Annotated in this window: 24 protein-coding genes; 10 read left to right on the top strand and 14 right to left on the bottom strand. The window is 72.0% G+C overall.

The genetic code is table 11. From position 1 onward, the window contains the following. Positions 1–77: 77 nt before the first annotated feature. Entirely contained in the window at positions 78–1,214 is a 1,137-nt protein-coding gene (locus ACZ592_RS04710; RefSeq protein ID WP_471580076.1) for an AraC family transcriptional regulator, read from the top strand. On the opposite strand, the gene ACZ592_RS04705 is transcribed toward ACZ592_RS04710, so the two are convergent. Beyond that, on the bottom strand, positions 1,097–1,942 hold the full coding sequence (locus ACZ592_RS04705) for a tetratricopeptide repeat protein (RefSeq protein WP_471580075.1): 846 nt from the start codon (positions 1,940–1,942) through the stop codon (positions 1,097–1,099). The two genes, ACZ592_RS04710 and ACZ592_RS04705, sit on opposite strands and share 118 nt — an antisense overlap. Positions 1,943–2,156: 214 nt before the next feature. On the opposite strand from ACZ592_RS04705, the gene ACZ592_RS04700 reads away from it, so the two are divergent. Together ACZ592_RS04700 and ACZ592_RS04695 are read left to right on the top strand one after the other, a co-directional pair. Next, complete coding sequence (locus ACZ592_RS04700) at positions 2,157–3,317, top strand: lipase family protein (RefSeq protein WP_471580074.1); 1,161 nt, start codon at positions 2,157–2,159, stop codon at positions 3,315–3,317. 420 nt (positions 3,318–3,737) lie between these two features. After that, positions 3,738–4,760 carry a molybdopterin-dependent oxidoreductase gene (locus ACZ592_RS04695; protein WP_471580073.1) on the top strand — a complete coding sequence of 341 codons (1,023 nt, stop codon included), beginning with the start codon at positions 3,738–3,740 and terminating at the stop codon, positions 4,758–4,760. A gap of 31 nt (positions 4,761–4,791) precedes the next feature. On the opposite strand, the gene ACZ592_RS04690 is transcribed toward ACZ592_RS04695, so the two are convergent. Further along, positions 4,792–6,189 carry an MFS transporter gene (locus ACZ592_RS04690; RefSeq protein ID WP_471580072.1) on the bottom strand — a complete coding sequence of 466 codons (1,398 nt, stop codon included), beginning with the start codon at positions 6,187–6,189 and terminating at the stop codon, positions 4,792–4,794. Between the two features lie 342 nt (positions 6,190–6,531). On the opposite strand from ACZ592_RS04690, the gene ACZ592_RS04685 reads away from it, so the two are divergent. Beyond that, positions 6,532–7,419 (top strand): helix-turn-helix transcriptional regulator, encoded by an 888-nt coding sequence (locus ACZ592_RS04685; protein WP_471580071.1) that lies wholly within the window; start codon positions 6,532–6,534, stop codon positions 7,417–7,419. Between the two features lie 51 nt (positions 7,420–7,470). On the opposite strand, the gene ACZ592_RS04680 is transcribed toward ACZ592_RS04685, so the two are convergent. Next, complete coding sequence (locus tag ACZ592_RS04680) at positions 7,471–9,033, bottom strand: alpha/beta hydrolase (RefSeq protein WP_471580070.1); 1,563 nt, start codon at positions 9,031–9,033, stop codon at positions 7,471–7,473. A gap of 120 nt (positions 9,034–9,153) precedes the next feature. After that, positions 9,154–10,431 carry an acetyl-CoA C-acetyltransferase gene (locus ACZ592_RS04675; RefSeq protein WP_471580069.1) on the bottom strand — a complete coding sequence of 426 codons (1,278 nt, stop codon included), beginning with the start codon at positions 10,429–10,431 and terminating at the stop codon, positions 9,154–9,156. A 72-nt stretch (positions 10,432–10,503) separates the two neighbouring features. On the opposite strand from ACZ592_RS04675, the gene ACZ592_RS04670 reads away from it, so the two are divergent. Beyond that, the gene (locus ACZ592_RS04670) at positions 10,504–11,820 is read left to right on the top strand and encodes a 3-oxoacyl-ACP reductase (protein WP_471580068.1); all 1,317 of its coding nucleotides are present in this window, start codon (positions 10,504–10,506) and stop codon (positions 11,818–11,820) included. Between the two features lie 545 nt (positions 11,821–12,365). Next, on the top strand, positions 12,366–13,361 hold the full coding sequence (locus ACZ592_RS04665; protein ID WP_471580067.1) for a MaoC family dehydratase: 996 nt from the start codon (positions 12,366–12,368) through the stop codon (positions 13,359–13,361). Here ACZ592_RS04665 and ACZ592_RS04660 read toward each other — a convergent pair. The 6 genes from ACZ592_RS04660 to ACZ592_RS04635 all read right to left on the bottom strand — a co-directional run bounded on the left by ACZ592_RS04660 (position 13,255) and on the right by ACZ592_RS04635 (position 18,719). After that, a complete protein-coding gene (locus tag ACZ592_RS04660) occupies positions 13,255–13,917 on the bottom strand; it encodes a TetR/AcrR family transcriptional regulator (protein ID WP_471580705.1) in 663 nt (220 codons plus the stop codon). The two genes, ACZ592_RS04665 and ACZ592_RS04660, sit on opposite strands and share 107 nt — an antisense overlap. A 268-nt stretch (positions 13,918–14,185) precedes the next feature. Continuing rightward, positions 14,186–15,550, bottom strand: coding sequence for a dicarboxylate/amino acid:cation symporter (locus ACZ592_RS04655; RefSeq protein WP_471580066.1), 1,365 nt, complete (start codon positions 15,548–15,550; stop codon positions 14,186–14,188). Positions 15,551–15,932: 382 nt separating this feature from the next. Then, on the bottom strand, positions 15,933–16,250 hold the full coding sequence (locus tag ACZ592_RS04650) for a DUF4229 domain-containing protein (RefSeq protein WP_471580065.1): 318 nt from the start codon (positions 16,248–16,250) through the stop codon (positions 15,933–15,935). Between the two features lie 107 nt (positions 16,251–16,357). Further along, positions 16,358–16,882: a GNAT family N-acetyltransferase gene (locus ACZ592_RS04645; protein WP_471580064.1), complete on the bottom strand. Its 525-nt coding sequence runs from the start codon at positions 16,880–16,882 to the stop codon at positions 16,358–16,360. Between the two features lie 158 nt (positions 16,883–17,040). Continuing rightward, positions 17,041–18,204 (bottom strand): aminofutalosine synthase MqnE, encoded by a 1,164-nt coding sequence (gene mqnE, locus ACZ592_RS04640; RefSeq protein WP_471580063.1) that lies wholly within the window; start codon positions 18,202–18,204, stop codon positions 17,041–17,043. Between the two features lie 59 nt (positions 18,205–18,263). Next, entirely contained in the window at positions 18,264–18,719 is a 456-nt protein-coding gene (locus ACZ592_RS04635; protein WP_030791839.1) for an Lrp/AsnC family transcriptional regulator, read from the bottom strand. Between the two features lie 133 nt (positions 18,720–18,852). Here ACZ592_RS04635 and ACZ592_RS04630 point away from each other — a divergent pair, with 133 nt between their 5' ends. Further along, complete coding sequence (locus ACZ592_RS04630; protein ID WP_471580751.1) at positions 18,853–18,978, top strand: hypothetical protein; 126 nt, start codon at positions 18,853–18,855, stop codon at positions 18,976–18,978. Positions 18,979–19,061: 83 nt separating this feature from the next. On the opposite strand, the gene ACZ592_RS04625 is transcribed toward ACZ592_RS04630, so the two are convergent. The 3 genes from ACZ592_RS04625 to ACZ592_RS04615 all read right to left on the bottom strand — a co-directional run bounded on the left by ACZ592_RS04625 (position 19,062) and on the right by ACZ592_RS04615 (position 22,130). Beyond that, entirely contained in the window at positions 19,062–19,709 is a 648-nt protein-coding gene (locus tag ACZ592_RS04625) for a UbiX family flavin prenyltransferase (protein WP_471580062.1), read from the bottom strand. Between the two features lie 61 nt (positions 19,710–19,770). Further along, the gene (gene mqnP, locus ACZ592_RS04620; RefSeq protein WP_471580061.1) at positions 19,771–20,673 is read right to left on the bottom strand and encodes a menaquinone biosynthesis prenyltransferase MqnP; all 903 of its coding nucleotides are present in this window, start codon (positions 20,671–20,673) and stop codon (positions 19,771–19,773) included. Beyond that, a complete protein-coding gene (locus ACZ592_RS04615) occupies positions 20,670–22,130 on the bottom strand; it encodes a menaquinone biosynthesis decarboxylase (RefSeq protein WP_471580060.1) in 1,461 nt (486 codons plus the stop codon). Before ACZ592_RS04615 ends, mqnP begins: the two co-directional genes overlap by 4 nt. 89 nt (positions 22,131–22,219) lie before the next feature. Here ACZ592_RS04615 and ACZ592_RS04610 point away from each other — a divergent pair, with 89 nt between their 5' ends. The 3 genes from ACZ592_RS04610 to ACZ592_RS04600 all read left to right on the top strand — a co-directional run bounded on the left by ACZ592_RS04610 (position 22,220) and on the right by ACZ592_RS04600 (position 24,432). Continuing rightward, complete coding sequence (locus tag ACZ592_RS04610; protein WP_471580059.1) at positions 22,220–22,558, top strand: PLD nuclease N-terminal domain-containing protein; 339 nt, start codon at positions 22,220–22,222, stop codon at positions 22,556–22,558. Between the two features lie 481 nt (positions 22,559–23,039). Beyond that, complete coding sequence (locus ACZ592_RS04605; protein WP_471580058.1) at positions 23,040–23,990, top strand: isopenicillin N synthase family dioxygenase; 951 nt, start codon at positions 23,040–23,042, stop codon at positions 23,988–23,990. Further along, the gene (locus ACZ592_RS04600) at positions 23,983–24,432 is read left to right on the top strand and encodes a nucleoside deaminase (protein ID WP_471580057.1); all 450 of its coding nucleotides are present in this window, start codon (positions 23,983–23,985) and stop codon (positions 24,430–24,432) included. Before ACZ592_RS04605 ends, ACZ592_RS04600 begins: the two co-directional genes overlap by 8 nt. A gap of 57 nt (positions 24,433–24,489) precedes the next feature. On the opposite strand, the gene ACZ592_RS04595 is transcribed toward ACZ592_RS04600, so the two are convergent. Then, positions 24,490–24,996 carry an SRPBCC domain-containing protein gene (locus ACZ592_RS04595; RefSeq protein ID WP_471580056.1) on the bottom strand — a complete coding sequence of 169 codons (507 nt, stop codon included), beginning with the start codon at positions 24,994–24,996 and terminating at the stop codon, positions 24,490–24,492. Positions 24,997–25,007: the final 11 nt, after the last annotated feature.

The raw sequence follows: 25,007 nt of genomic DNA, 5'->3' as shown, positions 1-25,007 counted from the left end.
AGCACGACTGACCCTGGCGCTCAACGGGCGGCCCACGGGGTGTGTCGGGTCGCGCCCCGCGGCGTTAACGTCATGGCATGGCCAGGCGGACGATCACCGTGCACCATGTGCGGGCCGTGCTGCGCGGCGCCGAGCGCAGCGGCGTGGACACCGTGCCGCTGTTGCGCGGGGCCCAGATACCGCCGCTGCTCCTGGGCGACGACCGGGCCCGGGTGACCGCACCCCAGTTCGCCCGGCTCTTCCGGGAGCTGTACCGCGTCACGCAGGACGAGTTCCTGGGCCTCGGCTCCGCGGTCAGCAGGCCGGGGACGTTCGCGATGATGTGCCAGGCCTCGCTGGGCTGCCGTGACCTGGGGGCCGCGGTGCGGCGGGGCGTCACCTTCTACGGCCTGTTCCCCGGCGGCCCTGACCTCGTTCTCGAACGGCGCGGCGACGAGGCGGTGTTCGGCGTCCGCAACGACCTCGAACAGGACTACTTCCTCGCCGAGTGCCTCGTCATCATCTGGCACCGCCTGTGCAGCTGGCTGATCGGCCGCCGCATCCCGCTGCGCTGGGCCGGGTTCGGGCATCCGCCGCCCCCGCACAAGGACGAGTACGAGCTGCTCTTCGGCTGCCCCGTGCGGTTCGGCGCCGAGCGCACCGGCGCGGGCTTCGCCGCGCACTGGCTGGACGCGCCGCTGGTCAGGGACGAGGACGCGCTGGCGGAGATGCTGCGCGGGGCGCCCTTCGAGCTGCTCACCCGGCGCGAGTACGGCACGACGGTCGCCGAGCAGGTCCGCCGCGCCCTCGCCCGCGGCCTGCGCTCCTCGCCGCGGCTGCCCTCGCTCGGCGAGCTCGCGGCGCGCCTCGCGGTGAGCCCGGCGACGCTGCGCCGCCGCCTCGCCCAGGAGTCCACCTCGTACCAGCAGCTGAAGGACGCGGTGCGCAGGGACGCGGCGATCGCCGGCCTCGCGGAGGGCCGTGAGCCGATCGCGGAGCTCGCGGCGCGCCTCGGCTTCTCCGAGGACACCGCCTTCCACCGCGCGTTCCGGCGGTGGACGGGCACGACCCCCGGGGCGTACCGCACCGAGACGGAACGCCCCTGCGGCCCGCCTCCCTACGGTTCCTCGCCGTCCGGCGGCCCCTCGGGAGCCGCGCCGTCGGCCCGGCCGCCGGACGCCGCGTCGCCCGGGGCCGCGTCCGACGGCCCCCCGGAGCCCGCACCGCGCCGCTGAGCCGCCTCGGCGTCGAACACGGCGCCGTTGACCAGCGCGCCGTCGGCCGACACGTCCGTCTCCCCCTCCGCCTTGCCGAGCCGCCTGCTGGTGCGGCCGAGCGCGATCAGCACGGTGATCAGCGAGGCGGGCTGCCCCTCGATGCGCCGCGTGAAGCGCACGGCCTCCTCGTAGGCGGCGTGCGCCCGCGCCAGCATGTCCTGCGCCTCGTAGCCGTCACCCATGTCTTTGAGGACGGAGGCGTACCAGCCGGGGTCGGTGTCGCCGTCGATCAGCATGAGCACGGCCCGACAGGTCGCGACCCCGTCGGCGTACGCGCCCGCCAGGCCGGAGTGGCCCAACTCCTCGTAGGTGAGCGCCACGTTGTGCAGCACGGCCGCCCGCCGCTCGCGGTCCGCGATCTCCGGGGCGGCGGCGACGATCCGCTCCAGGACGTCCCGCGCCTCGGTCCGCTCGCCCATCGTGACCAGGGTGTTGGCCAGCGCGGTCATCGTCGTGGCGAGGTCGCTCGGGTTGTCGGCGCGCTGCTTGTACGAGACGGCCTGCCGGAAGTGTTCCACGGCCTCCTTGAGGTCGTGGGCGTCGCGGTAGGTGTCGGCGATGTCGTGCAGGATGACGCCGTAGACGCCCGGGGACTCCTCGGGGTCGGTCAGGTCACGGGCCTCGTGGAAGCAGGCCAGCGCCTGCTCGAACCGGGCGGGCCGCGGCGAGCCGTTCTCTTCCGCCATGGTGGGGCTCCGTTCGGAGTCGGCTGGTGGGGTCCCGCAGCCGTCGGGGCCGGCGGCTGCCACCCTCTGTGAACGTAGCGCCGGGGCGGCGCGCCGGATACCTGCGAGCCGGGGTCAACGAAGGTGAGCGTCCCGGTCAGCCCCGTACTTACTCGCAAGTCACTACGGTCTTTCCCGGAACACCCCAGCCCCTGAGGACAGTTGGGAGAGCCGCATGCACACACGTACCGGGCTCGGAGCGTGGGCCGTGGTGGCCGCGCTCGGCCTGTCGGCCGTCGTCCCGCTCACCGCGGCACACGCCGACGAGGGCGCCCCCGGGTCCCCCGGCGACATCGTGACCTCCGAACCGAGCAGCTTCCACCCGCTGCCGGGACAGCCGACCAACACCAAGGCGTGGAAGATCAACTACCGGTCGACCACCGCCAAGGGCGAGCCGAACACCGTGTCGGGCACGGTCATCGTGCCCCAGGACGGCAGACAGGGACCGCGCCCCCTCATCACGTACGCCGTCGGGACCGTCGGCGTCGGTGACCACTGCGCGCCCAGCGCCGGCTTCCCCAAGGGCACCACCGTGGAAGCCAACCTCATCCAGCAACTCACCCTGCGCGGCTGGGCGGTGGCCGTCACCGACTACGAGGGCCTCGGCACGCCGGGCGACCACACCTACACGGTGGGCCGCGCCGAGGGCCAGGCCATGCTGGACGCCGCCCGCGCCGCGATCCGGCTCCCCGAGGCGGGCCTCGCGAAGAACTCGCCGGTCGGCATCATGGGCTACTCGCAGGGCGGCCAGGCCTCGTCGTGGGCGGCCGAGCTGCACGGCTCCTACGCCCCCGACCTGGACGTCAAGGGCACGGCCACCGGCGGCGTCCCCGGCGACCTGCGCAAGGTGGCGAAGTTCAACGACGGCTCGTACGGCTCGGGCCTGATCTTCATGGCGGCGATCGGCCAGAACGCGGCCTTCCCCGAACTGAAGCTGGACTCCTACCTCAACCCGGTGGGCCAGAAGCTCATCGGCGCCATGAAGAACAGCTGCGTCGCGGACGGCGCGGTGCTCGGCTCCTTCAAGTCGATCGCGTCGATGACGACGAAGAACCCCCTCGAACAGCCCGACTGGCAGCGGCGCCTGGACGAGTCGCGGGTCGGCACGGTCAAGCCGGACGCGCCCGTGTACCAGTACCACGCGCTCGCCGACGAGCTGATCCCGTACGGCGTGGGCAAGCAGGTCCGCGAGGACTGGTGCGCGCGGGGCGCGAACGTCGAGTGGCACACGGTGCCGGTCGGCGAGCACGTCAGCGGCGTGATCACGCAGTCGCCGTTCGCGGCCCAGTGGCTGGCGGACCGCTTCGCGGGGAAGCGGGCGCGGAGCAACTGCTGAACCGCTGAACCGCTGCGTGGGTGAGCGTGGCCGGGGCGGCTCCGTGACAGGGAGCCGCCCCGGTCACATGGGTGGCCGCGCCCGCCCGCCGTGCGCCGGTGGGCCTGTCCGCCGTCCGTGGGTGGGCCCGTCCGCCCTGCGTGGGCGGTCCGGCCCTCCGACCCGCCCACCCACCGAAAACCAGTGGGCCGCTCGCCGGAACCCCCCTAGGATCTCGAGGTTTGCAGAAGTTCGGGAATCGGGGGGATTTCTCGTCATGCTCATAGCGCCCACAGCTCTGTCCCTGGCCCTGCTGGCCCTGTTCTTCCTGGCCATGCAGGCATTCGACGTACAGCCGCAGCACGGCACGGCGGATCCGGCCACCGAACCGGAGGGGCCTGGAAAGGGACCTGAAAAGGGACCCGGAACGGGAGCCGCCCGATGACCTCGCCGTCCCTGACGCCCGCGCCGCCCACCCCTCCGCCGCTGACGCCACCGCCGGAGGACCCCTCCCGGGCGGATCCCGCGCCGGGCCCGGACTTCGTCACCCCGGTGGACCACGTCTTCGTCCGCACCCACCTGGGCCTGCCCGAGGTCGACCCGGCCGCCTGGACACTGACGGTGGAGGGCCTGGTGGAACGCCCGCTGCGCCTGGACCTGCCCTCGGTCCTCGCCCTGCCCGCCGAGCAGCTCATCGCCGTACACGAGTGCTTCGGCAGCCCGTTGCGCCCGGACACACCGACACGCGCGGTCACGAACGTGGAGTGGACGGGCCTGCCCCTGGCGGGCCTCCTGGACCGCGCGGGCCCGCTGCCCGGCGCCCGGCACGTCCTCCTCGAAGGCGCGGACACCGGCTCCTTCCACGGCGAGGACGGCCTCACGTACCTCAAGGACCTGCCGCTGGAGACCGCGCGCCGCCAGGTGTTCCTGGCGCACGGCATGAACGGCGCGCCCCTGCGCGCCCGGCACGGCTTCCCGCTGCGGGCCGTGGTCCCGCGCATGTTCGGCACCAACTCGGTGAAGTGGCTGACGCGGATCGTCCTGACGGACGAACGCCCGGAGCACATGTTCACGACGACGTTCTACACGCGGACGCCGCCGGGTTCCCCGGCGCCGCAGCCGGTGCGGGATCTCGACGTCAACAGCAAGGTGCTCTCACCTTCGCCGGACGCCGGACTGACCCACCCGTCCGTGGTGTTCAGGGGCCGCACCTGGAGTACGACGGAGGTCGTCCGGCTCGATCTCTCGATCGACGGCGGCCCCTGGGAACCGGCCACGCTCGACGCCCTCGGCGCCGACCCCGCCTGGCAGGGCTTCTCCCTGCGCCGCACGCTCGCGCCGGGCCCGCACACGGTCCGCTCCCGCGCGAGAGACCGCGCGGGCCGCGTACAGCCGGGTCCCGGGTCACGGAACTCCGTCCACGAGGTGGCGTTCACGGTCGCCCGACGGGGCGGGAGGGCGTAGGCCACGGCGCCCGCCGGCCTCACCCCGCCCCTCAGTCCCGGGGCAGCAGCCACGCCGCCAGCGCGGTCGTGGCGCAGAGGGTGAGGCCCACGACGACGAGGCCCGTGTGCATGCCGGAGAGGGAGAATCCGTCGCCGCCGCCCGCGAGCAGCGCGCCGAAGAGGGCCACGGACATCGCGCCGCCGGTCTGGCGCAGGGAGTTGAGGAGTCCGGAGGCCGTGCCCGCACGCTCGCCGGGGACGCTGTCCATGAGCTGGGCGGTCAGCGCGGGGACGGCGAACGCGCCGCCGAGGCCGGTCGGCACGAGCAGGACGAGGACGAGCCAGAGCGGCGTGCGGTCGCTCAGCGGGACGAGCACGAACATGGCGAGGGCGAGGATCGCCTGCCCGAGCACGATGACCCGGCGCCGCCCGAACCGCTCGGCGGCGCGCGGCGAGACGAGGTTGGTGCCCGTGATGAGCACGGCGAGCGGCACGAACATCAGGCCCGCCGCGACGCCCGACATGCCGCGCAGCTGCTGGTAGTAGAGGCCGAGGAGGAACGTCACGCCGTAGAACCCGGCGTTCACCGCGAAGCCGACCGCGAGGGCGACCCCGACCTGACGCTGCCGCAGCAGCGCGAGCGGGACCATGGGCGCGGAGTGCCGCTTCTCGGCTGCGTGGAAGGCGAATCCGGAGGCGACGGCCACGGCGAACGCGGCGAGCACGGGAGCGCTCGTCCACCCCAGGTGTCCGCCCTCGATGACGGCGAACGCGAGCCCGGCCAGGGCGAGTACGGCCGTCACCTGTCCGGCGATGTCGAGCGGTGCCGGGCGGCGCGGGGAGTGCGCGACGCGGGCGAGGAGGAGCAGGATCAGGGCGCCCACGGGCAGGTTGAGCAGGAACACGGAACGCCATCCGGCGGCCTCCGTCAGCACGCCGCCGAGCACGGGCCCCACCGCGACGGCGGCGGAACCGCCCACCGTCCACAGCGCGATGGCGCGGGCGCGGCGGCGCGGGTCGTCGTACGCCTGCCGGATGAGCGCGAGCGAGGCGGGCATCACGACGGCCGCACCTGCGCCCTGGGCGACGCGGGCCGCGATCAGCGCGCCGATGCCGGGCGCGAGGGCGCAGGCCAGCGAGGCGGCGGTGAAGAGCCCGATGCCCCAGGCGTACGCACGTTTCGCGCCGGCCCGGTCGGCGAGCGCCCCGGCGGACAGCATCAGCGCGGCGAACATGAGCGTGTAGGCGTCCACGACCCACTGGAGCCCCGCCATGCCGCCGTGCAGGGTGGCGCGGATGTCGGGCAGCGCGATGTTCACGGCGGTGACGTCGATGGTGATGACGGTGAAGCCGAGGAGGGAGGCGATCAGGGCGACGGGGGAAGAGCTACGGGTGGCGGGTTGCGGCGTACGGGCCCGGGTGGGCCGGGCAGCGAGAAGAGCGGGCACGGAACGCCTCCGAATCGTCGGGTGGGGAGGCCGCGGAGCGACGGGGATCCAGCAGCGCGGTCGGGGGGAGAGAGCCCGCCGCCACGCACCGGCCCTCGCCGCGCAGCGGCGAGACAGGACGGCACGAACGGCGGTCGGCAACGTCACGTGCGGGCGGCGAAGGCCACCGCGGCCGCGGCCCGGTGTCGTGCACCCCCTGGGCCGCGGTGGTCCTGCCGCCCGCAACAACCCCTACTCTGGGCCCCCGCCGTCCGGGGTGGCAGGCCGCAGCTCACCGGGGTGCCGCGTTCCTGGCCCTGACACGGCCCCCCAGACCGGAAACCGACCGGGGACAATGGCCGGATGACGGATATCATCACGCACCCGGCGACGGGCAACGGGACGGGAACGGGCGCCGCGACCGGCACCGAGCTGGGCCGCTACCTCCGCGCCCGCAGGGCCCGCGTCACCCCCGCGGAGGCGGGCCTGCCAACGGGCGCCGGGATCCGCCGTACGCCGGGCCTGCGCCGCGAGGAACTCGCCACGCTGGCCGGGGTGAGCGTCGATTACTACACGCGCCTGGAGCGCGGCCGCGAGACGAACCCCTCCCCCGCCGTCATCGACGCCCTGGCCCGCGCCCTGCGTCTGACGGGCGAGGCCCACGACCGCCTGCGCGACCTGGCGGAGCTGGCCTCGGGCCGCCTCTCGGAGCCCCACCCCACGGCCGACCACACGGTCCGCGACTCCACCCTGCGCATGCTGGACGCGGTGGCCCCGCTGCCCGCGTACGTGGTGAGCAGGCACAGCTACATGCTGGCCGCGAACGCCCCCGGCAAGGCGCTGCTCCCGGGCTTGTGGGAGTGGCCCGCCGAGGAGCGCAACGTCCTGCGGTACGTCTTCCTGCACCCCGTGGGCCGCGTCCTGTACCGGCCCTGGGAGGAGACGGTCGCCAAGTCGGTCTCCCACCTGCGCGCGATCGCCGGCACCGACACCGACTCGCCGCAGCTGACCCGGCTCGTCGGGGAACTCCTGCTGAAATCACCGGACTTCGCCCGCATCTGGGAGCGGTACGACGTGAGTGAGCGCGGCGGCGGCACCAAGTCGTTCGAGCACCCGCGGGTCGGCGCGATGACCCTCACGTACGAGGTCATGCTGCTCGCGCGGTCGGGCGGCCAGCGGTTGGTGGTCTACCAGGCCCCCGAGGGCTCGCCGGACGAGGCCGCGATGCTCCGCCTGGCGCCGCCGCGCTGAGCCCGGGCGCCACCGCTCACCGGGCGCCACCGCCCACCGGGCCGCCGGGCCTCACTCGGCCGCGCAGGAGCTCCCGGTCTTCGGCGTCTCCCCGTACAGCAGGAAGCCGTCGACCTTGTCCTGCACGCACTTCGAGGCGAGGTAACCGGTGTGCCCGTCACCCTTGTTGTCCAGGACGACGGCCTGCGACCCGAGGCGGCGCGCGGTCTCCTCCGTCCAGCGGTACGGCGTGGCCGGGTCGCCGCGCGTGCCGACGAGCAGCAGCTTCGGTGTCCGCACGTCGCGTACGTCCTCACGGATGTAGCTGGTCCCCGCCGGCCGCCCGAAGCACAGCAGTACGGGCATCAGCATCGACCTGCCGAAGACGGGTGACGCCTCGTCGAACTCCTCCTGGAGCCGGCCGACTTCCTTCTCTATGCGGGCGGCGTCGGGCCGGTCGGGGTCGTCGGCGCAGTTCACGGCCATCAGGGCGGCGGCCATGTTGTCCGCGGGGACCTCCTCGGCGGCTGCGCGCCCGGGCACCGCCGCGTGCGCGAGCCCGCCGCTCATCCGGATCAGCGCCCGCGGGTCCCCGTCGGCGAGCAGCGCGCCGAGGGCCTGCGAGAGCGCGGGCCACGCCTGCCTGCTGTACAGGGCCTGACTGAGTACGCCGACGACGTCCTGTCCGGTGAACTCCTGGCCGTCGGCGGAGCGCAGCGGCATCGTGTCCATGTCCCGGACGAGCTTGACCATGCCCTGCCGTGCGGTGCGCGCGTCCGTGCCGAAGACGCACCCGGCGTTGCCCGTGCACCAGGCGAGGAAGTTGTCGAGGGCGGTCTGGCGGCCCTCCGCGGTCGCGAGGGACTGCGCGGCGACGGGCTCGGTGAGCGTGTCGACGCCGTCGAGCACCATCCGCCCGACCTTCTTGGGGAACTGGGCGGCGTAGACGGCGCCGAGCCGCGTCCCGTAGGAGAACCCGAGGAAGTTCAGCTTCTTGTCGCCGAGGGCCTGCCGCATGACGTCCAGGTCGCGGGAGACGTTGACGGTGCCCATGTGGGGCAGGACGGGGCCCGACTTGGCGGCGCACTCCTTGGCGACCTTGCGCAGCTCGGCCAGTACGGCGGACGGGTCGTCCGGGCCGCCCTCTGCCGGGTCGGCGTTCTCCCCTGCGTCGCCGCAGCTGACCGGCTCGCTCTGGCCGACCCCGCGCGGGTCGAAGGAGACCACGTCGTAGTCCTTGCTGAGGAAGCCGAAGTCCTTCTGCGACCCGGCGAGCGCGGAGACGCCGGGACCGCCGGGGCCGCCGAAGTTCAGCAGCAGGGAGCCGCGCGGCGTACCGCTCGCGCTGGACTTCATCCGGATCATGGCGACGTCGACGCTCCCCGCGGCCGGCTTCGCGTAGTCGAGGGGGACGCTCACGTGCCCGCACCGGACGTCCTTGGCACCGCCCGTGGCCCGCGCCACGGCCTCGGTGTCGCCCTTGCAGGCGGCCCACTTGATCTTCTGCGTGTAGTAGCGCGACAGATCGGGCCGACCGCCGCCGCCGTCGGTGACGGCGGCCGAGGCCACGCCCGGCACGCCCGCTCCGACGACGGCCAGTACGGTGACGCCGGCGAGTGCACAGGCTCCGCGCACGGCAACCTCCCAGGGTGTGCCCCTCGGCTCACCCTACGGGCGGTGCGCGAGCCCCGCCCGTTCAGCGCACGGTCACTCTCCGCACACGGCGACCCCACTCCCTGCCCTGCCGGTCCCGCGTCAGTCCCGCTCCAGGATCGCGGTGACACCCTGCCCGCCCGCCGCACAGATGGAGATCAGCCCCCGGCCCGGGCGTCCCCGCTCGGCGAGGAGCTTGGCGAGGGTGGCGACGATACGGGCGCCGGTGGCCGCGAAGGGGTGCCCCGTGGCGAGCGAGGACCCGGCGACGTTCAGGCGCGCCCGGTCCACGCTGCCGAGCCCCTGCTTCTCCCAGGCGGCGAGCGTGGCGAGCACCTGCGAGGCGAAGGCCTCGTGCACCTCCACGAAGTCGAAGTCCCCGAGGCCGAGCCCGGCCCGCTCCAGCATCCGGGGCACGGCGTACGCGGGCGCCATCAGCAGCCCGTCCTCGCCCCCGGCGACGTCCCCGTGCACGAAGTCGACGGCGGCGCTCTCGCAGGCGACGAGATAGGCCGAGGGCCGCAGCCCGTGCTCGGCGGCCCACTCCTCGCTCCCGAGCAGCGCCACGGCGGCACCGTCCGTCAGCGGCGTGGAGTTGCCCGCGGTCATGGTCGCGCCGGGTTGCCCCGCGCCGAACACGGGCTTCAGCTTCGCCAGTTGCGCGGCCGTCGACCCGGGCCGCAGGTTCTGGTCCCGTTCGAGCCCCCGGAACGGCACCACGAGATCCTCCAGGAACCCGCGTTCGTACGCGGCCGCGAGCCGCTGGTGGCTGAGCGCCGCGAGCTCGTCCTGCGCCTCGCGCGAGATGTCCCACGCGCGGGCGGTCACGGCGGCGTGCTCGCCCATGGAGAGGCCGGTGCGGGGCTCGGCGTTGCGCGGGATGTCGGGTACGAGGTGCGAGGGCCGCACCCGCGCGAGAGCGCGCAGCCGCCCGCCCACGGACTTGGCGCGCCGCGCCGCGAGCAGCACGCGCCGCAGCTCGTCGTTGACGCCGAGCGGCGCGTCGCTCGCGGTGTCGGCCCCGCCCGCGATGCCCGAATCGACCTGCCCGAGCATGACCTTGTTGGCGACGGCCACGACGGCCTGCAGCCCGGTCCCACAGGCCTGCTGGAGGTCGTAGGCAGGCGTACGGGAGTCGAGCGCGGAGCCGAGCACGACCTCCCGGGCCAGATTGAAGTCGCGGCTGTGCTTGAGCACGGCCCCGGCGACGAACTCCCCCACCGCGCCGCGCCCGCGCAGCCCATGCCGCTCGACGAGCCCGTCCAGCGCGGCGGTCAGCATGTCCTGGTTCGATGCGGTGGCGTACGGCCCGTCGGAACGGGCGAACGGAATGCGGCTGCCGCCCAGGACGGCGACGCGGCGCACAGAGGGAAGGTTCATGTCTCGACCAGCTCCTGACCCTTGAGTAACCTTACTCCGAAGTAAATTTACGACCGAGCTGGGAGTTGGACAATGGCCGACCGCTACCTGACCTTCACCACCACCGCCCCCGGCCGCTTCCTCACCCGCCGCCTGGGCCTGCCCCAGCCGGCACCACTGCGCCGCTGGTCACCGGAACACCCCACCCTGGGCGGCGAGTTGCTCCTGCTCACAGCAGGCGAGTCCTCCTACGCCGACGACCTCCCGACGCTCCTCGAATCAGCGGGCCACACCCTCACCACCACCCCAAGCACCACTGCCCCCACGGCAGTTGTCCTGGACGCCACGGCGGTGCAGGACGTGGCGACCCTCGCCGAAATCCACGCGGCCCTGCACCCACTGGTGCGCCGGATCGCGGACAACGGCCGCGTCCTGGTCCTCGGCTCGCCGCCCGACCCCGCGGACCACCACCAGTCGGCGGTGCAGCAGGCCCTCGAAGGGTTCATACGCTCCCTCGCCAAGGAGTTGGGCCGCGGCCGCACGGCCACACTCGTCCGCGTCCACGGCCCCATCGCCACCGCCGAGTCGACCCTGCGCTTCCTGCTCTCCCCCAAGTCCGCCTACGTCACCGGCCAGGTGATCGAGACGGGTCCCGCCGAAACCCTGACGGCTCCCCTGGACCGGGACCGCCCCCTGGCGGGCCGCACCGCCCTGGTGACGGGCGCCGCGCGCGGCATCGGCGAGGCGGTCGCGGAAGTCCTCACGCGGGACGGCGCGAACGTCACGCTCCTCGACGTCCCCCCGGCCGCGGCGGACCTGTCCCGGGTGGCCCAACGCCTGGGCGGCACGGCGCTGCCCCTCGACATCACGGTGCCGGACGCGGGCGACCGCATCGCCGACGCGCTGCCGGACGGCCTCGACATCCTCGTCCACAACGCGGGCATCACCCGTGACCGCAAACTCGCCAACATGGCGCACGACCGCTGGACATCGGTCCTCGACGTGAACCTCGCGGCGGTCCTCGCCACCACGGACACGCTCCTCAAGACCGGCACGATCCGCCCCGGCGGCCGGATCGTCGCCACCGCCTCGATCGCGGGCATCGCGGGCAACGCGGGCCAGACGAACTACGCGGCGAGCAAGGCGGGGATCATCGGGCTCGTCCGTTCGCTCGGGCCGCGGGCGCTGGCGGAGCACGGGGTGACGGTGAACGCGGTCGCGCCCGGCTTCATCGAGACGAAGATGACGGCGGCGGTCCCTCTCTTCATCCGCGAGGCGGGGCGCCGCATGAACTCTCTGGCGCAAGGGGGACTCCCCGTGGACGTGGCGGAGACGACGTCCTGGCTCGCGCAGGGGGGCGTCAACGCCCAGACGATCCGGGTGTGCGGTCAGAGTCTCCTAGGAGCGTGAGGCTGGCCCCTGGGCCTTGGGCGGTTCTGGGTGAGTGGGTTCCCCCCTGCGCGGGCGGGTGCGGGCCCACCGTGGCTTGTCGCGCCGTTCCCCGCGCCCCTAAAAGCCCGCTCGCCGCGGGGGCCATGACGGTTTGCGGGTGCGGGATCGTCGTGGCTTGTCGCGCCGTTCCCCGCGCCCCTAAAAGCCCGCTCGCCGCGGGGGCCATGACGGTTTGCGGGTGCGGGTGCGTCGTGGCTTGTCGCGCCGTTCCCCGCGCCCCTAAAAGCCCGCTCGCCGCGGGGGCCATGACGGTTTGCGGGTGCGGGATCGTCGTGGCTTGTCGCGCCGTTCCCCGCGCCCCTAGAAGCAACAGCCGGGCGGCACCCGCCCAACCGGCCCGAGGGGGCGCGGGGGTATGTGCGCACGGAGCACCGAGCCAGCCATAGCGTCTTTGTTCGTGCAGCGTGGCGCAGGGATAGCGAGTACGTACATACCCCCGCGACCCCGCCCCACAGACGAACCCGAGGCGCAGAGACCGACGACAACCCGACGAAGGGAAAACCATGCAAGCCCCCCTCCCCGCCCTCCTCCTCCGCGCCGCCGCCCTCTCCCCCTTCAAGCGCCCCGGCTCACACCACACCCCCCACACCCTCCACCCCCCTCACACACGCCTCACCACCACCCGCACCCCCGCCCCCCACCACCTCACCGCCTACAAGAAGGCCTGCGGGTTCCCGGAGGGAGACGGGCCGCTCCCCCTCACCTATCCCCACGTCCTCGCCTTCCCCCTCGCCATGCGCCTGATGGCCGCCCGAGACTTCCCGCTCCCCCTCCTCGGCCTCGTCCACACCTCCATCGAGATCACCGGGCACCAGCCCCTCCACCCCACCGACCAGCTGGAACTGAGCGTCCACACAGCCAAGTTGACCCCCCACCGCCGCGGCACCGAAGCAACCCTCGTCACCGAGGTCACCTCCCGGAGCGGCACACTCCTCTGGGAGTCCTCCAGCACCTACCTGGCCCGCCACAAAACACCAACGCCGCCGACGACCACCGCAGCGACCCCAGGGCCCGCCCCCACCCGGCGCACCGCACCCACCACACCCACCGCGCCCACCGCACCCACCGCACCCACCGCACCCACCGCACCCACCGCCGAAGCGGACTGGCGGCTACCCGCAGACCTCGGCCGCCGCTACGCCACCGTCAGCGGCGACCGCAACCCCATCCACCTGCACCCACTCACCGCGAAGCCCTTCGGCTTCCCCCGGGCGATCGCCCACGGCATGTGGACCGCGGCCCGCTGCCTCGCGGAACACGGCGCTCAGCACCAGGACGTCACGACGTACGCCCGCATCGAGTTCAGGGCCCCCGTCCTGCTCCCGTCCACCGTGACGTACACCGCCCACGGCCCGGCCTTCGAACTCCGCAGCGCCATCGGCAAACCGCACCTCACCGGCCGGACGAGCCCGCACCCAGCACCGGAGACGGAGACGGAGACGGAGACCAGCGTCGCCCCTCCATCAGGCCCCCCAGCCCCGCCCACGCAAAGTTCATGAGCGTCCCCGCCGCCTCCCTGGCCGACACGGACCCATCCGTGTTCGCCCACCCGGCCAACGACTCCGCCGCCCCCACGAGCGCCTGCGCCAGCCCCGCGACCTCGCGTTCGGGAAGGGACGGGTCGCCGTGCGCCGACCGCGCCGCCTCCGCGATGAGCGTCGTCACGAACGTGACGATCTCCTCCCGCATCGCGGCGACCTCGGCCGCGAACGGCTCGCCCTGGGTGCGCGCCTGGCTGTGCAGCACGGCCCACCCGTCGGACCGCTCGGCGGTGTGCGTGAAGAACGCCCGGAGCCCGTCCCAGAGTTGGCGGTCGGCGGGCTCGCCCGCCACCCCGCTCGCCCCGTCCCGCACCGCGGCGACGAGCGCCGCCGCCTCCCGGCGGATGCACGCGCTGAAGAGCTCTTCCTTGGAGTTGAGATAGAGGTAGACGAGCGGCTTGGAGACGCCGGCGAGCTCCGCGATCTCGTCCATGGACGCGGCCCGGTACCCCCGCTGCCCGAACGTCCGCACCGCCGCGTCCAGCATCTGCTGCTCGCGCACGGCCCGCGGCATCCTCTGCTGTCGCTGCTTCTGCCGCCGCTTCTCGCCCACCCCGGCCCCCGCCTTCCCACACTGTCCGTTCACACGTCAGCGTACGGTCAACGGAGGCCTGGCCACGATTACCGGAGCCCGCACTCAGCAACGACCGAGCCCCGCCCCGGAATTGTTCCGGGACGGGGCTTCGAGGGCCGAAAGAGGCCGAAAGGGACCGAAAGGAGCCAGAGAGAGGCACTCGGGCCTCGGCGACGACGTGCGCTCAGGCCTCGGCGACGACGCGCGCTCAGGCCGCGGCGGCCACCGGACGCGGGGCCGGCGCCTCGTCGAAGTCCTCCAGCGGCGATGCCGTCGCGCTCTCGTACGCCTCGCGGTCCAGGATCTTCTCGCGGGCGGCGACGATCACCGGGACGAGCGCCTGTCCGGCGACGTTCGTGGCCGTGCGCATCATGTCGAGGACCGGGTCGATGGCGAGGAGCAGGCCCACGCCCTCCATCGGCAGGCCGAGCGTCGACAGGGTCAGGGTCAGCATGACCGTGGCACCCGTCAGGCCCGCCGTGGCGGCCGATCCGACGACGGAGACGAACGCGATGAGCAGGTACTCCTTGATGCCCATGTTCACGTCGAAGATCTGCGCGACGAAGATCGCGGCGATCGCCGGGTAGATCGCGGCGCAGCCGTCCATCTTGGTGGTCGCGCCGAACGGCACGGCGAAGGAGGTGTACTCCTTCGGGACGCCGAGGCGCTCGGTGACCTTCTGGGTGATCGGCATGGTGCCGACCGAGGAGCGGGAGACGAAGGCCAGCTGGATGGCGGGCCAGGCGCCCTTGAAGAACTGGAGCGGGTTGACCTTGGCGACGGTGGCGAGCAGCAGCGGGTAGACGCCGAACAGCACCAGGGCGCAGCCGATGTAGATGTCGGCGGTGAACGTCGCGTACTTGCTGATGAGGTTCCAGCCGTAGTCCGCGATGGCGAAGCCGATGAGGCCGATGGTGCCGATCGGGGAGAGCTTGATGACCCACCACAGGGCCTTCTGCAGCAGCGCGAGCACGGACTCGGAGAGTTCCAGGATCGGCTGGGCCTTGTCGCCGATCTTCAGTACGGCGATGCCGGCGACGGCGGCCATGAAGACGATCTGCAGGACGTTGAGCTCGGTGAAGGGCGTGATGACGTCGGTCGGGATGATCCCGGTCAGGAAGTCGATCCAGGAGCCGGCGTGGTCGGGGGCCTTGCCGTCCTTGGGGGTCAGGCCGGTGCCGGAGCCGGGGTTGGTGAGCAGGCCGATGGCGAGGCCGATGGCGACCGCGATCAGCGACGTGATCATGAACCACAGCAGGGTGCGGGTGGCGAGCCGCGCGGCGTTGTTGACCTTCCGCAGGTTGGTGATCGACACCAGGATCGCGAAGAAGACGAGCGGGGCGACCGCCAGCTTCAGGAGCCCGATGAAGGTGTCACCGACCTTGGAGAGGGTGGTGACGAGCCAGTCGACGTCCTGGTTGCGGGCGATCCAGCCGAGCAGGACACCCAGGACCAGGCCGCCGAGGATCTGCGCCCAGAAGGGGATCTTGAGGAACTTGGGTATCCGGAAGCCGGACTGGGGCTTCTCGGGCTGGCCGGCCTTGTCGGCGGGCGTCGCGGAATTCGCGGACACGGACACACTCCGGTGAGGAAAGTCAGGGGGTGGGGGTCGTACGGGAGCGGCAACCGCGAAGGGTCGGGGCAGCCGCTGCAGCGGGGGTCACGTTCAGATGTGACAGGCCGCGGACATGCAGCGGCAGAGGTCGACATGCAGGCGCGCCACGAGCGGGACGCTCATGGCGTGGTGGTGCGCTGCTGCTGTCTTCATGTCGAACACGTTAACACTCGTGCTTTGAGAACATCAAAGGTCTTGTTTGAGGTAAGTGGAGGGGTCGCCGCCGTATCGGCCGCTTCCCGCACGCCCCAACTGCCCCGTGACGCACGGAACCCCGGCCCCCGGAGCGAGCTGCTCCGGGACCGGGGTCCGGTGATGCGTGTGGTGGGTGTGACGAAGCTTACGAGCTCTGCGTCTGCGTTCCGCCCTGCGCCCGGGTGCGCGCCACGTCGTCCGCGTCGTCCTCCTGGGTGCGGTTGGCGTCCAGGTTGGCCTTGGCGCGGTCCACGCGCGCGACGACGTCGCGCGAGGCGCGGTCGCGCTCCTTGCGCAGCGCCACGAAGCTGATGGGCGCGGAGATGACCAGCGACAGCAGCAGGACCCACAGGAGGTTCGAGTCGCCGAGCCCGCGCGGCAGGATCTCGGAGTAGACGAGGCCCCAGACGACCAAGAAGCAACCCACGAAGATCCCGAGGCGCATCAGCGTGTAGCGGAGCATGTCAATCCACTCTTCCGTTCCGAAATGGGCCCGAGTAGGACGAGCCCCTCCAGTGAAGCACGGGACGCGGAGCTTCCGGCAAGGGGGTGAGCCCCGCGCCCACGGCCTCAGTCGAGCGGCAGCAGCATGATGACGTCGTCGCGGTCGTCGCCGGGCGCGACCCGGATGGCGCCGGGCACCCGGCCGACCTCCTTGTATCCGCAGGACGCGTAGAAGCGGTCGACCCCCGTGCCGCCGCGGCAGGTGAGCCGGATCGCCTCGACGCCCTCGAAGCCGCGGGCGGCCCGCGCGGCGGCGGCCATCAGGTCGCGGCCGTACCCCTTGCCCTGGTGGCGCGGGTGGACCATCACCACGTACAGCCAGATCCAGTGCTTCATCAGGCGGTGCTGGTTGTACGCGAGGAAGGCGGTCGCGGCGACCTCGCCCTCCTCGTCGTGCCCCACGAGGAGCCGGACGCGCCCGTCGCCCAGCTCGGCCAGGCGCTTGATCCACTCGGGACGTATGTCCTCGGGGGTGACGGGCGGCACGAACCCGACGGCTCCGCCGGCGTTGGAGACGTCGGCCCAGAGGGCGAGGACGCCGTCGCGGAGCGCGGGATCGATCTCCGGGTCCAGCCGGAATGTAAGAGTCATAGGTGGAGAGTAGCCATTACTTGATACGCGCCTCAACCGTATCCCGCATCCCGGACAGCACGTCCGGCCACGCCTGCGACCACCTCCCGGAGAACGCGACGAGCCCCGGCCGCCACGGCCGGGGCTCGCTCGTCGGGATGGCGAGGGTGACGCTCGGATCAGACCCGCATCGCCTGCGGCGACTCCCGCAGCAGCGGGTCGGGGCCGTCGTACTCACGGATCGCCTCGTAGCGCGTGTTCCGCTCGATCGGACGGAAGCCGGCCTCGCGGATCAGGTCGAGCAGGTCCTCGCGGGTCAGCTTGTTCGGCGTGCCGAAGTTGTCCGCGTCGTGCGTGATCTTGTACTCGACGACCGAGCCGTCCATGTCGTCCGCGCCGTGCTGCAGGGCGAGCTGCGTGGTGTGCAGGCCGTGCATGACCCAGAAGACCTTGACGTGCGGCACGTTGTCGAAGAGGAGGCGCGAGACCGCGAAGGTCTTCAGGGCCTCGGCGCCGGACGCCATGGTGGTGCGCGCCTGGAGCTTGTTGCGGACCTTGCCGTCCTGCATGTCCACGAAGTCGTGCTGGTAGCGCAGCGGGATGAAGACCTGGAAGCCGCCGGTCTCGTCCTGCAGCTCACGCAGGCGAAGGACGTGGTCGACGCGGTGGCGCCGCTCCTCGATGTGCCCGTACAGCATCGTGCTCGGGGTCTTCAGACCCTTCTCGTGCGCGAGGCGGTGGATGCGCGACCAGTCCTCCCAGTGGGTGCGGTGGTCGACGATGTGCTGACGCACCTCCCAGTCGAAGATCTCCGCGCCGCCGCCGGTCAGCGACTCCAGGCCGGCCTCGATGAGCTCGTCGAGGATGTCGGACGCGGACATCCCGGAGATCGTCTCGAAGTGGTGGATCTCGGTGGCGGTGAAGGCCTTCAGGGAGACGCTCGGCAGCGCCTTCTTGAGCTCGCTGAGCGAGCGCGGGTAGTAGCGCCACGGCAGGTTGGGGTGCAGGCCGTTGACGATGTGCAGCTCGGTGAGGTTCTCGCCCTCCATCGCCTTGGCGAGGCGGACGGCCTCCTCGATGCGCATCGTGTACGCGTCCTTCTCGCCCGGCTTGCGCTGGAACGAGCAGTAGGCGCACGACGCGGTGCACACGTTCGTCATGTTGAGATGACGGTTGACGTTGAAGTGCACGACGTCGCCGTTCTTGCGGGTGCGCACCTCGTGGGCGAGCCCGCCGAGCCAGGCCAGGTCGTCCGACTCGTAGAGCGCGATGCCGTCCTCGCGGGACAGCCGCTCCCCGTCCCGGACCTTCTGCTCAAGTTCGCGCTTGAGACCTGCGTCCATGCCTCGCCCTCACCTCTCCCTACGACAAACTCCCGCCAACCGTACGCCCACGCCCCCGCTCACTCCTCCTCGGGCAGTTCCCCGACACGGTTCTCCCACTTGGTGGAGAGCACGATGGTCGTCCGCGTGCGGGAGACGCCGCGGGTGCCGCTGAGCCGGCGGATCGTCTTCTCCAGGCCGTCCACGTCACTGGCCCTGACCTTGAGCATGTACGAGTCGTCGCCCGCGATGAACCAGCAGTCCTCGATCTCGTGCAGGTCCTTCAGGCGCCGGGCCACGTCCTCGTGGTCGGCGGCGTCGGAGAGCGAGATGCCGATGAGGGCGATGACGCCGAGACCGAGCGAGGCGGAGTCGACCGTCGCGCGGTAGCCCGTGATGACACCGGCCGCTTCGAGACGGTTGATCCGGTCCGTGACGCTGGGCCCCGAGAGGCCCACGAGCCGCCCGAGTTCGGCGTACGAGGCCCGGCCGTTCTCCCGCAGTGCCTGGATGAGCTGCCTGTCCACGGCGTCCATAGGTGCGATGCCTTTCATTATTCAGCGATACCGCGAGTCTATGTGTAGAATCTAAGGCGTAACAGGGCCTAGGCCCTGTGAATCTTTCACAATCTCAGCCGATCAACGACGATCCTTCAGGAGTGAGTCACCCGTGTACTCGATCGAGATGGCCTACGCCCGGATGCGCGAGCTTCAGGACCTGGCCAACCGCTCGCGTGCGAATGTCGCGGCGCCGCGCAGGACTGCCAAGAAGGTGCGGGGCGCCAAGAAGCGGTAGTCCCGCCGCGGGGGCGGGGATCGGTGCCGACTGCGGCTTCGTCGTGGTGGCCCGCGCAGTTCCCCGCGCCCCTTTCGGGGCGCTCATCCGGCACTGGAAGCGCCCCCCAGTTCCCCTTCCCAGCGGCGGTACAGCTCGTGCGGCACCCGTGCCGCGTCCAGCACCCGCCCGGCGACGAAGTCCACCAGATCCTGGATGTGCGTCGCCCCCGCGTAGAACGCCGGAGAGGCGGGCAGCACGATCGCGCCCGCCTCGTCCAGGCTCACCAAGTGCTTCAGCGTCTGGCCGTTCAACGGCGTCTCGCGCACACAGACCACAAGACGCCGGCCCTCCTTGAGCGTCACGCTCGCCGACCGCTGCAGCAGGTCCTTCGAGAGCCCCAGCGCCACCCCGGCCACGCACGCCGTGGACGCCGGCACGATCAGCATCCCCTTCGTCGCGTACGACCCCGATGACGGTCCCGCCGCCAGATCCCCCGCGGCCCAGTACCGCACGTCGTCCAGAGCCGCCGACGACAGGTCGAACGTGTCCGGCTTGCCGTCCGCGCCGCGCCCCAGCCAGTGGACCAGGTCGTCCCGCCAGTGCGCGTCCCGGAAGGCGATGCCCGTCTCGTCGAGCAGCGTCAGGCGCGAGGCCCGGGACACGACGAGGTCGACGCTCTCCCCCGCCGCGAGCAGCGCGCGCAGCACGGCGGCGGCGTACGGGGTACCCGAGGCACCCGACACCCCCACGATCCAAGGCCTACGCTGCGTATCTCCTGGGTTCACGCTGTGAAGCCTATCCCCGGGCCGTTCAGACGGTGAGCCCGCGTACGAGCAGATCGAGCAGCGCACAGACAAACAGGGCGATCCCGATGAAACCGTTCACCTGGAAAAAGGCGCGGTTCAGACGGGTCAGGTCGTGCGGCTTCACGATCGAGTGCTCGTAGACGAACGCGCCCGCGACGACCGCGATGCCGAGCCAGAAGAACACGCCGGCGTCCGTGGAGGCCGCGTACCAGACGAAGAGCGCCGTGGTCACGAGGTGGCAGGCGCGGGCGCCCCGGATCGCGGCCGGGATGCCGAAGCGCGCGGGCACCGACTTCACGCCGACCTCGCGGTCCGTCTCCACGTCCTGGCAGGCGTAGATCAGGTCGAAGCCGCCGATCCAGATGCCGACCGCGAGCCCGAGGATCACCGCCTGTCCCGACCACTCGCCGGTGATCGCGATCCAGGCGCCGACCGGGCCCATCGCCTGGGCGAGGCCGAGGATCGCCTGCGGGAAGTTCGTGAACCGCTTGCCGTACGGGTAGACCACCATCGGGATCACCGCGACCGGCGCGAGCGCCAGGCAGAGCGGGTTGAGCAGCGCGGCCGACGCGAGGAAGACGACGAGCGCGATCAGGGCGCCGGTCCACGCGGACTTCACCGACACCGCGCCCGTGACGAGCTCGCGGTGGGCGGTGCGCGGATTGCGGGCGTCGATCTCGCGGTCGATGATCCGGTTCGCGGCCATCGCGAACGTGCGCAGGCCCACCATGCAGACGGTCACCAGGAGCAGCCGCCCCCAGTGGATGTTCTCGTCCAGCCGGAACATCGCGGTGAGCGCGGCGATGTAGGCGAAGGGCAGCGCGAAGACCGAGTGCTCGATCATGACGAGCCGCAGGAACGCCTTGGTGCGCCCCGGCTGCGGGATCGCGGCTGATGCTGAACTCACGAGAGTCCGTACTCCTTCCAGCGGCGGTCGACCTTCGCCGCCGTGTCCGGGTCGGACTCGACCATGTTCGGCCAGCCGCCGTCCCGTGTGTATCCCTCCTCGGGCAGCTTCTTCGTCGCGTCGATGCCCGCCTTGCCGCCCCAGAACTGCTGGTAGGAGGCGTGGTCGAGGTGGTCGACGGGACCTTCGGCCACCGTCAGGTCACGCGCGTAGTCCGTGTTGCCGAGCGCGCGCCAGGACACTTCGTGCAGGTCGTGGACGTCGCAATCCTTGTCCACGACCACGATCAGTTTCGTCAGCGACATCATGTGCGCACCCCAGATGGCGTGCATCACCTTCTGCGCGTGCTTCGGGTACTTCTTGTCGATCGAGACGATCGCGCAGTTGTGGAAGCCGCCGGACTCCGGCAGGTGGTAGTCCACGATGTCCGGGACGATCACCTTGAGCAGGGGCAGGAAGAAGCGCTCGGTGGCGCGGCCGAGCGGGCCGTCCTCCGTCGGCGGGCGGCCCACCACGATCGACTGGAGCAGCGGACGCTTCCGCATCGTCACGCAGTCGATCTTCAGCGCGGGGAAGGGCTCCTGCGGGGTGTAGAAGCCGGTGTGGTCGCCGAAGGGGCCCTCCGGGAGCATCTCGCCCGGCTCCAGCCAGCCCTCGATGACGACCTCGGCGTGCGCCGGGACCTGCAGCGGGACCGTCTTGCAGTCGACCATCTCGACGCGCTTGCCCTGGATGAACCCGGCCAGCATGTACTCGTCCATGTCGCCGGGCAGCGGCGCCGTCGAGGCGTACGTCACCGCCGGCGGACAGCCGAAGGCGATCGCGACCGGCAGCTTCTCGCCCCTGCGGGCGGCCACCTGGTAGTGGTTGCGGCTGTCCTTGTGGATCTGCCAGTGCATGCCGATGGTGCGCTTGTCGTGGCGCTGGAGCCGGTACAGACCCAGGTTGCGCACCCCGGTGTCCGGGTCCTTGGTGTGGGTCAGGCCCAGGTTGAAGAAGGAGCCGCCGTCCTCGGGCCAGGTGAAGAGCGCGGGCAGCTGCTCCAGGTCCACGTCGTCGCCGGTGAGGACGACCTCCTGGACGGGCGCGCTGTCGGACTTCACCTTCTTCGGCGGTACGTGCGTCATCGCGCCGAGCTTCCCGAACGCCTCGCGCACCCCGACGAAGCCCTGCGGCAGCTCCGGCTTGAGCAGGCCGCCGATCTTGTCGCTGATCTCGCCGTACGACTTCAGGCCGAGCGCCTTCAGGAGGCGGCGGTCCGTCCCGTACACGTTCATCGCCAGGGGCATCGAGGAGCCCTTGACGTTCTCGAAGAGGAGCGCGGGACCGCCCGACTTCTGGACGCGGTCGGTGATCTCGCCGACCTCCAGGTAGGGGTCGACCTCGGCCTTGATGCGCTTGAGATCGCCCTCGCGGTCCAGTGCCCGGAGCAGGGAGCGAAGATCGTCGTAAGCCATGCGTTCCAGTATCCGGCACCGGCTACCCTGGCCCCGTCACCGGGGGCTCGCACGGCCTCCGCCGCCACCGCTTGGGGGATCGCGCCACCATGCTCAGGTATCTGCCGTTCCTGCTGGTCCTGGCGGTGTGGATCTATGCCTTCATCGATGTCCTGAACACTCCGGAGAAGGAGGTCAGGCATCTGCCCAAGGTGGTGTGGGTCATCATCGTGCTGCTCTTCGGCGAGGTGCTGCTCGGCCCGGTCGCCTGGCTCGTCACGGGCAAGGTGCGCCACGCGCCCGGCGCGGGCGGCGGCATCGCCGGGCGGGGCCGGGGCGGCAGTACCCGGTGGGTGGCCCCCGACGACAACCCCGAGTTCCTGAAGTCCCTCAAGGACGAGGACCCGGACGAGAACCGGCGCGACAAGGGCAACGGCAACGAGAGCTGACGGCCGAGGGAACTGCGGCTCCCGGTGACCTTCGAGAAGGTCACCGCCGTCCTCAGCTGCACCCGGCCGCCACCGGGCCGAAGTACGCCCGGTCCAGCGTGACGAGCCGGATCCGCGCCCTGGAGTCCTCGCTCGGCACCGAGCCCTTCGACCGGCTCGGCAGCCGCATCCGCCTCACCGAGCCAGTCCGCGACCCTCGCGACCGCCGGGCAGGTGAAGGCGGGCGCGGCGATCCTGGCGGTCGGCGGCTTGGCGTACGCGGCGTACATCAGGACGTACGTCAGACCGGTGCGGATCACGCCGAGGCCGGCGAGCCGGCGCGATCAGGGGGCCGTGCCCGTACGGTGCGAGGACGTGGCCGGTGTGGTCATGGCGGTGACGCTACGAACGGGCGTACGCGCTGGTGGGGGCGTCCTCCCGATGGCTCCGTCGGCGCTGTCGATGAGGCCTGACGCGGGGCCGGGACGGGCACGATGGAGACATGAGCGCATCCCGCATTCCCACGGTCGACCTGCGTCCGTGGCTGTCCGGCGACCCCAAGGCCCGCGCGCGCACGGCACGGACCGTCGATACGGCCCTGCGCACCGCCGGGTTCCTCCTGGTGACCGGGCACGGCGTCGATGAGGCCCTGCGCACGGCGATCAGGGAGTCGGCCCGCGGCTTCTTCCACCTGCCCGCCGGGGCGAAGCAGCCCTACGCGGTGCGGGTCGGCGGGCGCGGCTGGCTCGGCCCCGGCGCCGAGGCCAACAGCTACGCGGAGGGCACGGCCGCGCCCCCGGACCTGAAGGAGTCGCTGTCCTTCGCGGCGGACGAGCCGACCGGCGACGCGGCCGTGGACGCCGAGTGGTTCCTGCCGAACACCTGGCCCGCCCGATCGCCGGAGCTGCACGGCCTCGTGACGGACTACCTCGGCCGGATGCGGGCCCTCTGCGACCTGCTCCTGGAGCTGCTCGGTGTGGCGCTCGGCGAGGACGAGGACTTCTTCACCCGCCATACGGGCCACCCCACCTGGGGCTTCAACATCAACTGGTATCCGGGGCGGGAGCGGGTGGGCGAGCCGGAGCCCGGCCAGTTCCGCATCGGCCCGCACACCGACTTCGGCACGGTGACGGTCCTCGACCGGCAGGCGGGCCGGGGCGGGCTCCAGGTGTTCACGGACGAGGGCGGCTGGCAGGACGCGCCGTTCGACCCGGCCGCCCTCACCGTCAACATCGGTGACCTGATGGCCCGTTGGACCGGCGGCCGCTGGCAGTCCGGCCGCCACCGGGTGCTGCCGCCACCCGCCGAGGCGCCCGCCGAGGAGCTGATGTCGCTCGTGTACTTCTACGAGTGCGACCCGGGCACGGACGTCCGCGGCGTCGACTCGCACACATATCTGCGGGGACAGCTGGACGCGATCTCGGTGGCGGAGCCGGGGGCCTGCGATGGATGAGGAGCGGGCCCGCGCCTGGCTCGCGACGGCCGTCGAGGAGGCGAGGGCGGGGCGCGCCGAGGGCGGCATCCCGATCGGCGCCGCGCTCTACGCCGCCGACGGGACGCTGCTCGGGCGCGGGCACAACCGGCGGGTGCAGGACGGTGATCCGTCGGCGCACGCGGAGACGTCCGCGTTCCGCGCCGCCGGGCGCCGGCGCGGCTACCGGGGCACGACGATGGTCACGACGCTCTCGCCCTGCTGGTACTGCAGCGGCCTGGTGCGGCAGTTCGGCATCTCGCGGGTAATCGTGGGCGAGGCGAGGACGCTCCACGGCGGCCACGACTGGCTGGCGGAGCACGGCGTGGAGATCGTGGTGCTCGACGCTCCGGAGTGCGTGACGATGATGCGTGAATTCATCGCGGAGCGGCCGGAGTTGTGGGGCGAGGACATCGGGGGGTGAGGTCGGGAGCGGCCTCGGGGTGCGGCCCCGGCGCGGACGTCGGGGCCGGAGCCCGCGTCAGCCCGTGGCGGCCTCGTACGTCCCGCGCAGCTCCCGCCAGCGGTCCGGACTCCACGCCGGCCAGTCCTGCGGGCGCCCGTCGAGCGCGTCGGCCAGCATCTCGAAGTGGTCGTGCCACCCGGCGAGGCCGTCGAGCCGCAGCGCGTCGTCCCCCGCGAACTCGTTGGTGAAGCGCAGCGTGGTGCCGGACTCCCCCGCGGGTTCGAGGTGGAACCGGCACCGGCCGTGCAGGTCGATCGTGTACTCGGCGATGACGTCCCGGTCCCACGCCGTCACGCGCCCCGAGTGCGTGGCGTCCTCGGAGCCGTTGAGCCAGCGCAGCGTGACGGAGCCGCCGAGCCGGGGCTCGAACACGTCGGCGGCGGCGAGCCACCCCGGCAGTCCCTCGGGGGTGGCCACCGCCGCCCAGACTTTTTCCACAGGGTGGGGAAGAAGGAGTTCCTGGCGCAGGTGCTGGGTGGGGCCCTCGGTCCGGCTGGTGCCCTGTCCGATCGTCACGGTCATGGCACCAGCCT

This window comes from Streptomyces sp. NPDC040622 (assembly GCF_055593965.1).
Note: the sequence above shows the minus strand (reverse complement) of the source record. Positions and strands in the feature narration are given on the sequence as shown.

Bases quoted from the DNA above. Each gene is read 5' to 3' on its own strand.
- ACZ592_RS04665 (WP_471580067.1), top strand. From the start codon at position 12,366: ATGCAAGCCCCCCTCCCCGCCCTCCTCCTCCGCGCCGCCGCCCTCTCC.
- ACZ592_RS04700 (WP_471580074.1), top strand. From the start codon at position 2,157: ATGCACACACGTACCGGGCTCGGAGCGTGGGCCGTGGTGGCCGCGCTC.
- ACZ592_RS04710 (WP_471580076.1), top strand. From the start codon at position 78: ATGGCCAGGCGGACGATCACCGTGCACCATGTGCGGGCCGTGCTGCGC.
- ACZ592_RS04645 (WP_471580064.1), bottom strand. From the start codon at position 16,882: ATGACTCTTACATTCCGGCTGGACCCGGAGATCGATCCCGCGCTCCGC.
- ACZ592_RS04695 (WP_471580073.1), top strand. From the start codon at position 3,738: ATGACCTCGCCGTCCCTGACGCCCGCGCCGCCCACCCCTCCGCCGCTG.
- ACZ592_RS04635 (WP_030791839.1), bottom strand. From the start codon at position 18,719: ATGGACGCCGTGGACAGGCAGCTCATCCAGGCACTGCGGGAGAACGGC.
- ACZ592_RS04615 (WP_471580060.1), bottom strand. From the start codon at position 22,130: ATGGCTTACGACGATCTTCGCTCCCTGCTCCGGGCACTGGACCGCGAG.
- ACZ592_RS04660 (WP_471580705.1), bottom strand. From the start codon at position 13,917: ATGCCGCGGGCCGTGCGCGAGCAGCAGATGCTGGACGCGGCGGTGCGG.
- mqnE (WP_471580063.1), bottom strand. From the start codon at position 18,204: ATGGACGCAGGTCTCAAGCGCGAACTTGAGCAGAAGGTCCGGGACGGG.
- ACZ592_RS04595 (WP_471580056.1), bottom strand. From the start codon at position 24,996: ATGACCGTGACGATCGGACAGGGCACCAGCCGGACCGAGGGCCCCACC.
- ACZ592_RS04600 (WP_471580057.1), top strand. From the start codon at position 23,983: ATGGATGAGGAGCGGGCCCGCGCCTGGCTCGCGACGGCCGTCGAGGAG.
- ACZ592_RS04610 (WP_471580059.1), top strand. From the start codon at position 22,220: ATGCTCAGGTATCTGCCGTTCCTGCTGGTCCTGGCGGTGTGGATCTAT.
- ACZ592_RS04705 (WP_471580075.1), bottom strand. From the start codon at position 1,942: ATGGCGGAAGAGAACGGCTCGCCGCGGCCCGCCCGGTTCGAGCAGGCG.
- ACZ592_RS04675 (WP_471580069.1), bottom strand. From the start codon at position 10,431: ATGAACCTTCCCTCTGTGCGCCGCGTCGCCGTCCTGGGCGGCAGCCGC.
- ACZ592_RS04670 (WP_471580068.1), top strand. From the start codon at position 10,504: ATGGCCGACCGCTACCTGACCTTCACCACCACCGCCCCCGGCCGCTTC.
- ACZ592_RS04685 (WP_471580071.1), top strand. From the start codon at position 6,532: ATGACGGATATCATCACGCACCCGGCGACGGGCAACGGGACGGGAACG.
- ACZ592_RS04605 (WP_471580058.1), top strand. From the start codon at position 23,040: ATGAGCGCATCCCGCATTCCCACGGTCGACCTGCGTCCGTGGCTGTCC.
- ACZ592_RS04650 (WP_471580065.1), bottom strand. From the start codon at position 16,250: ATGCTCCGCTACACGCTGATGCGCCTCGGGATCTTCGTGGGTTGCTTC.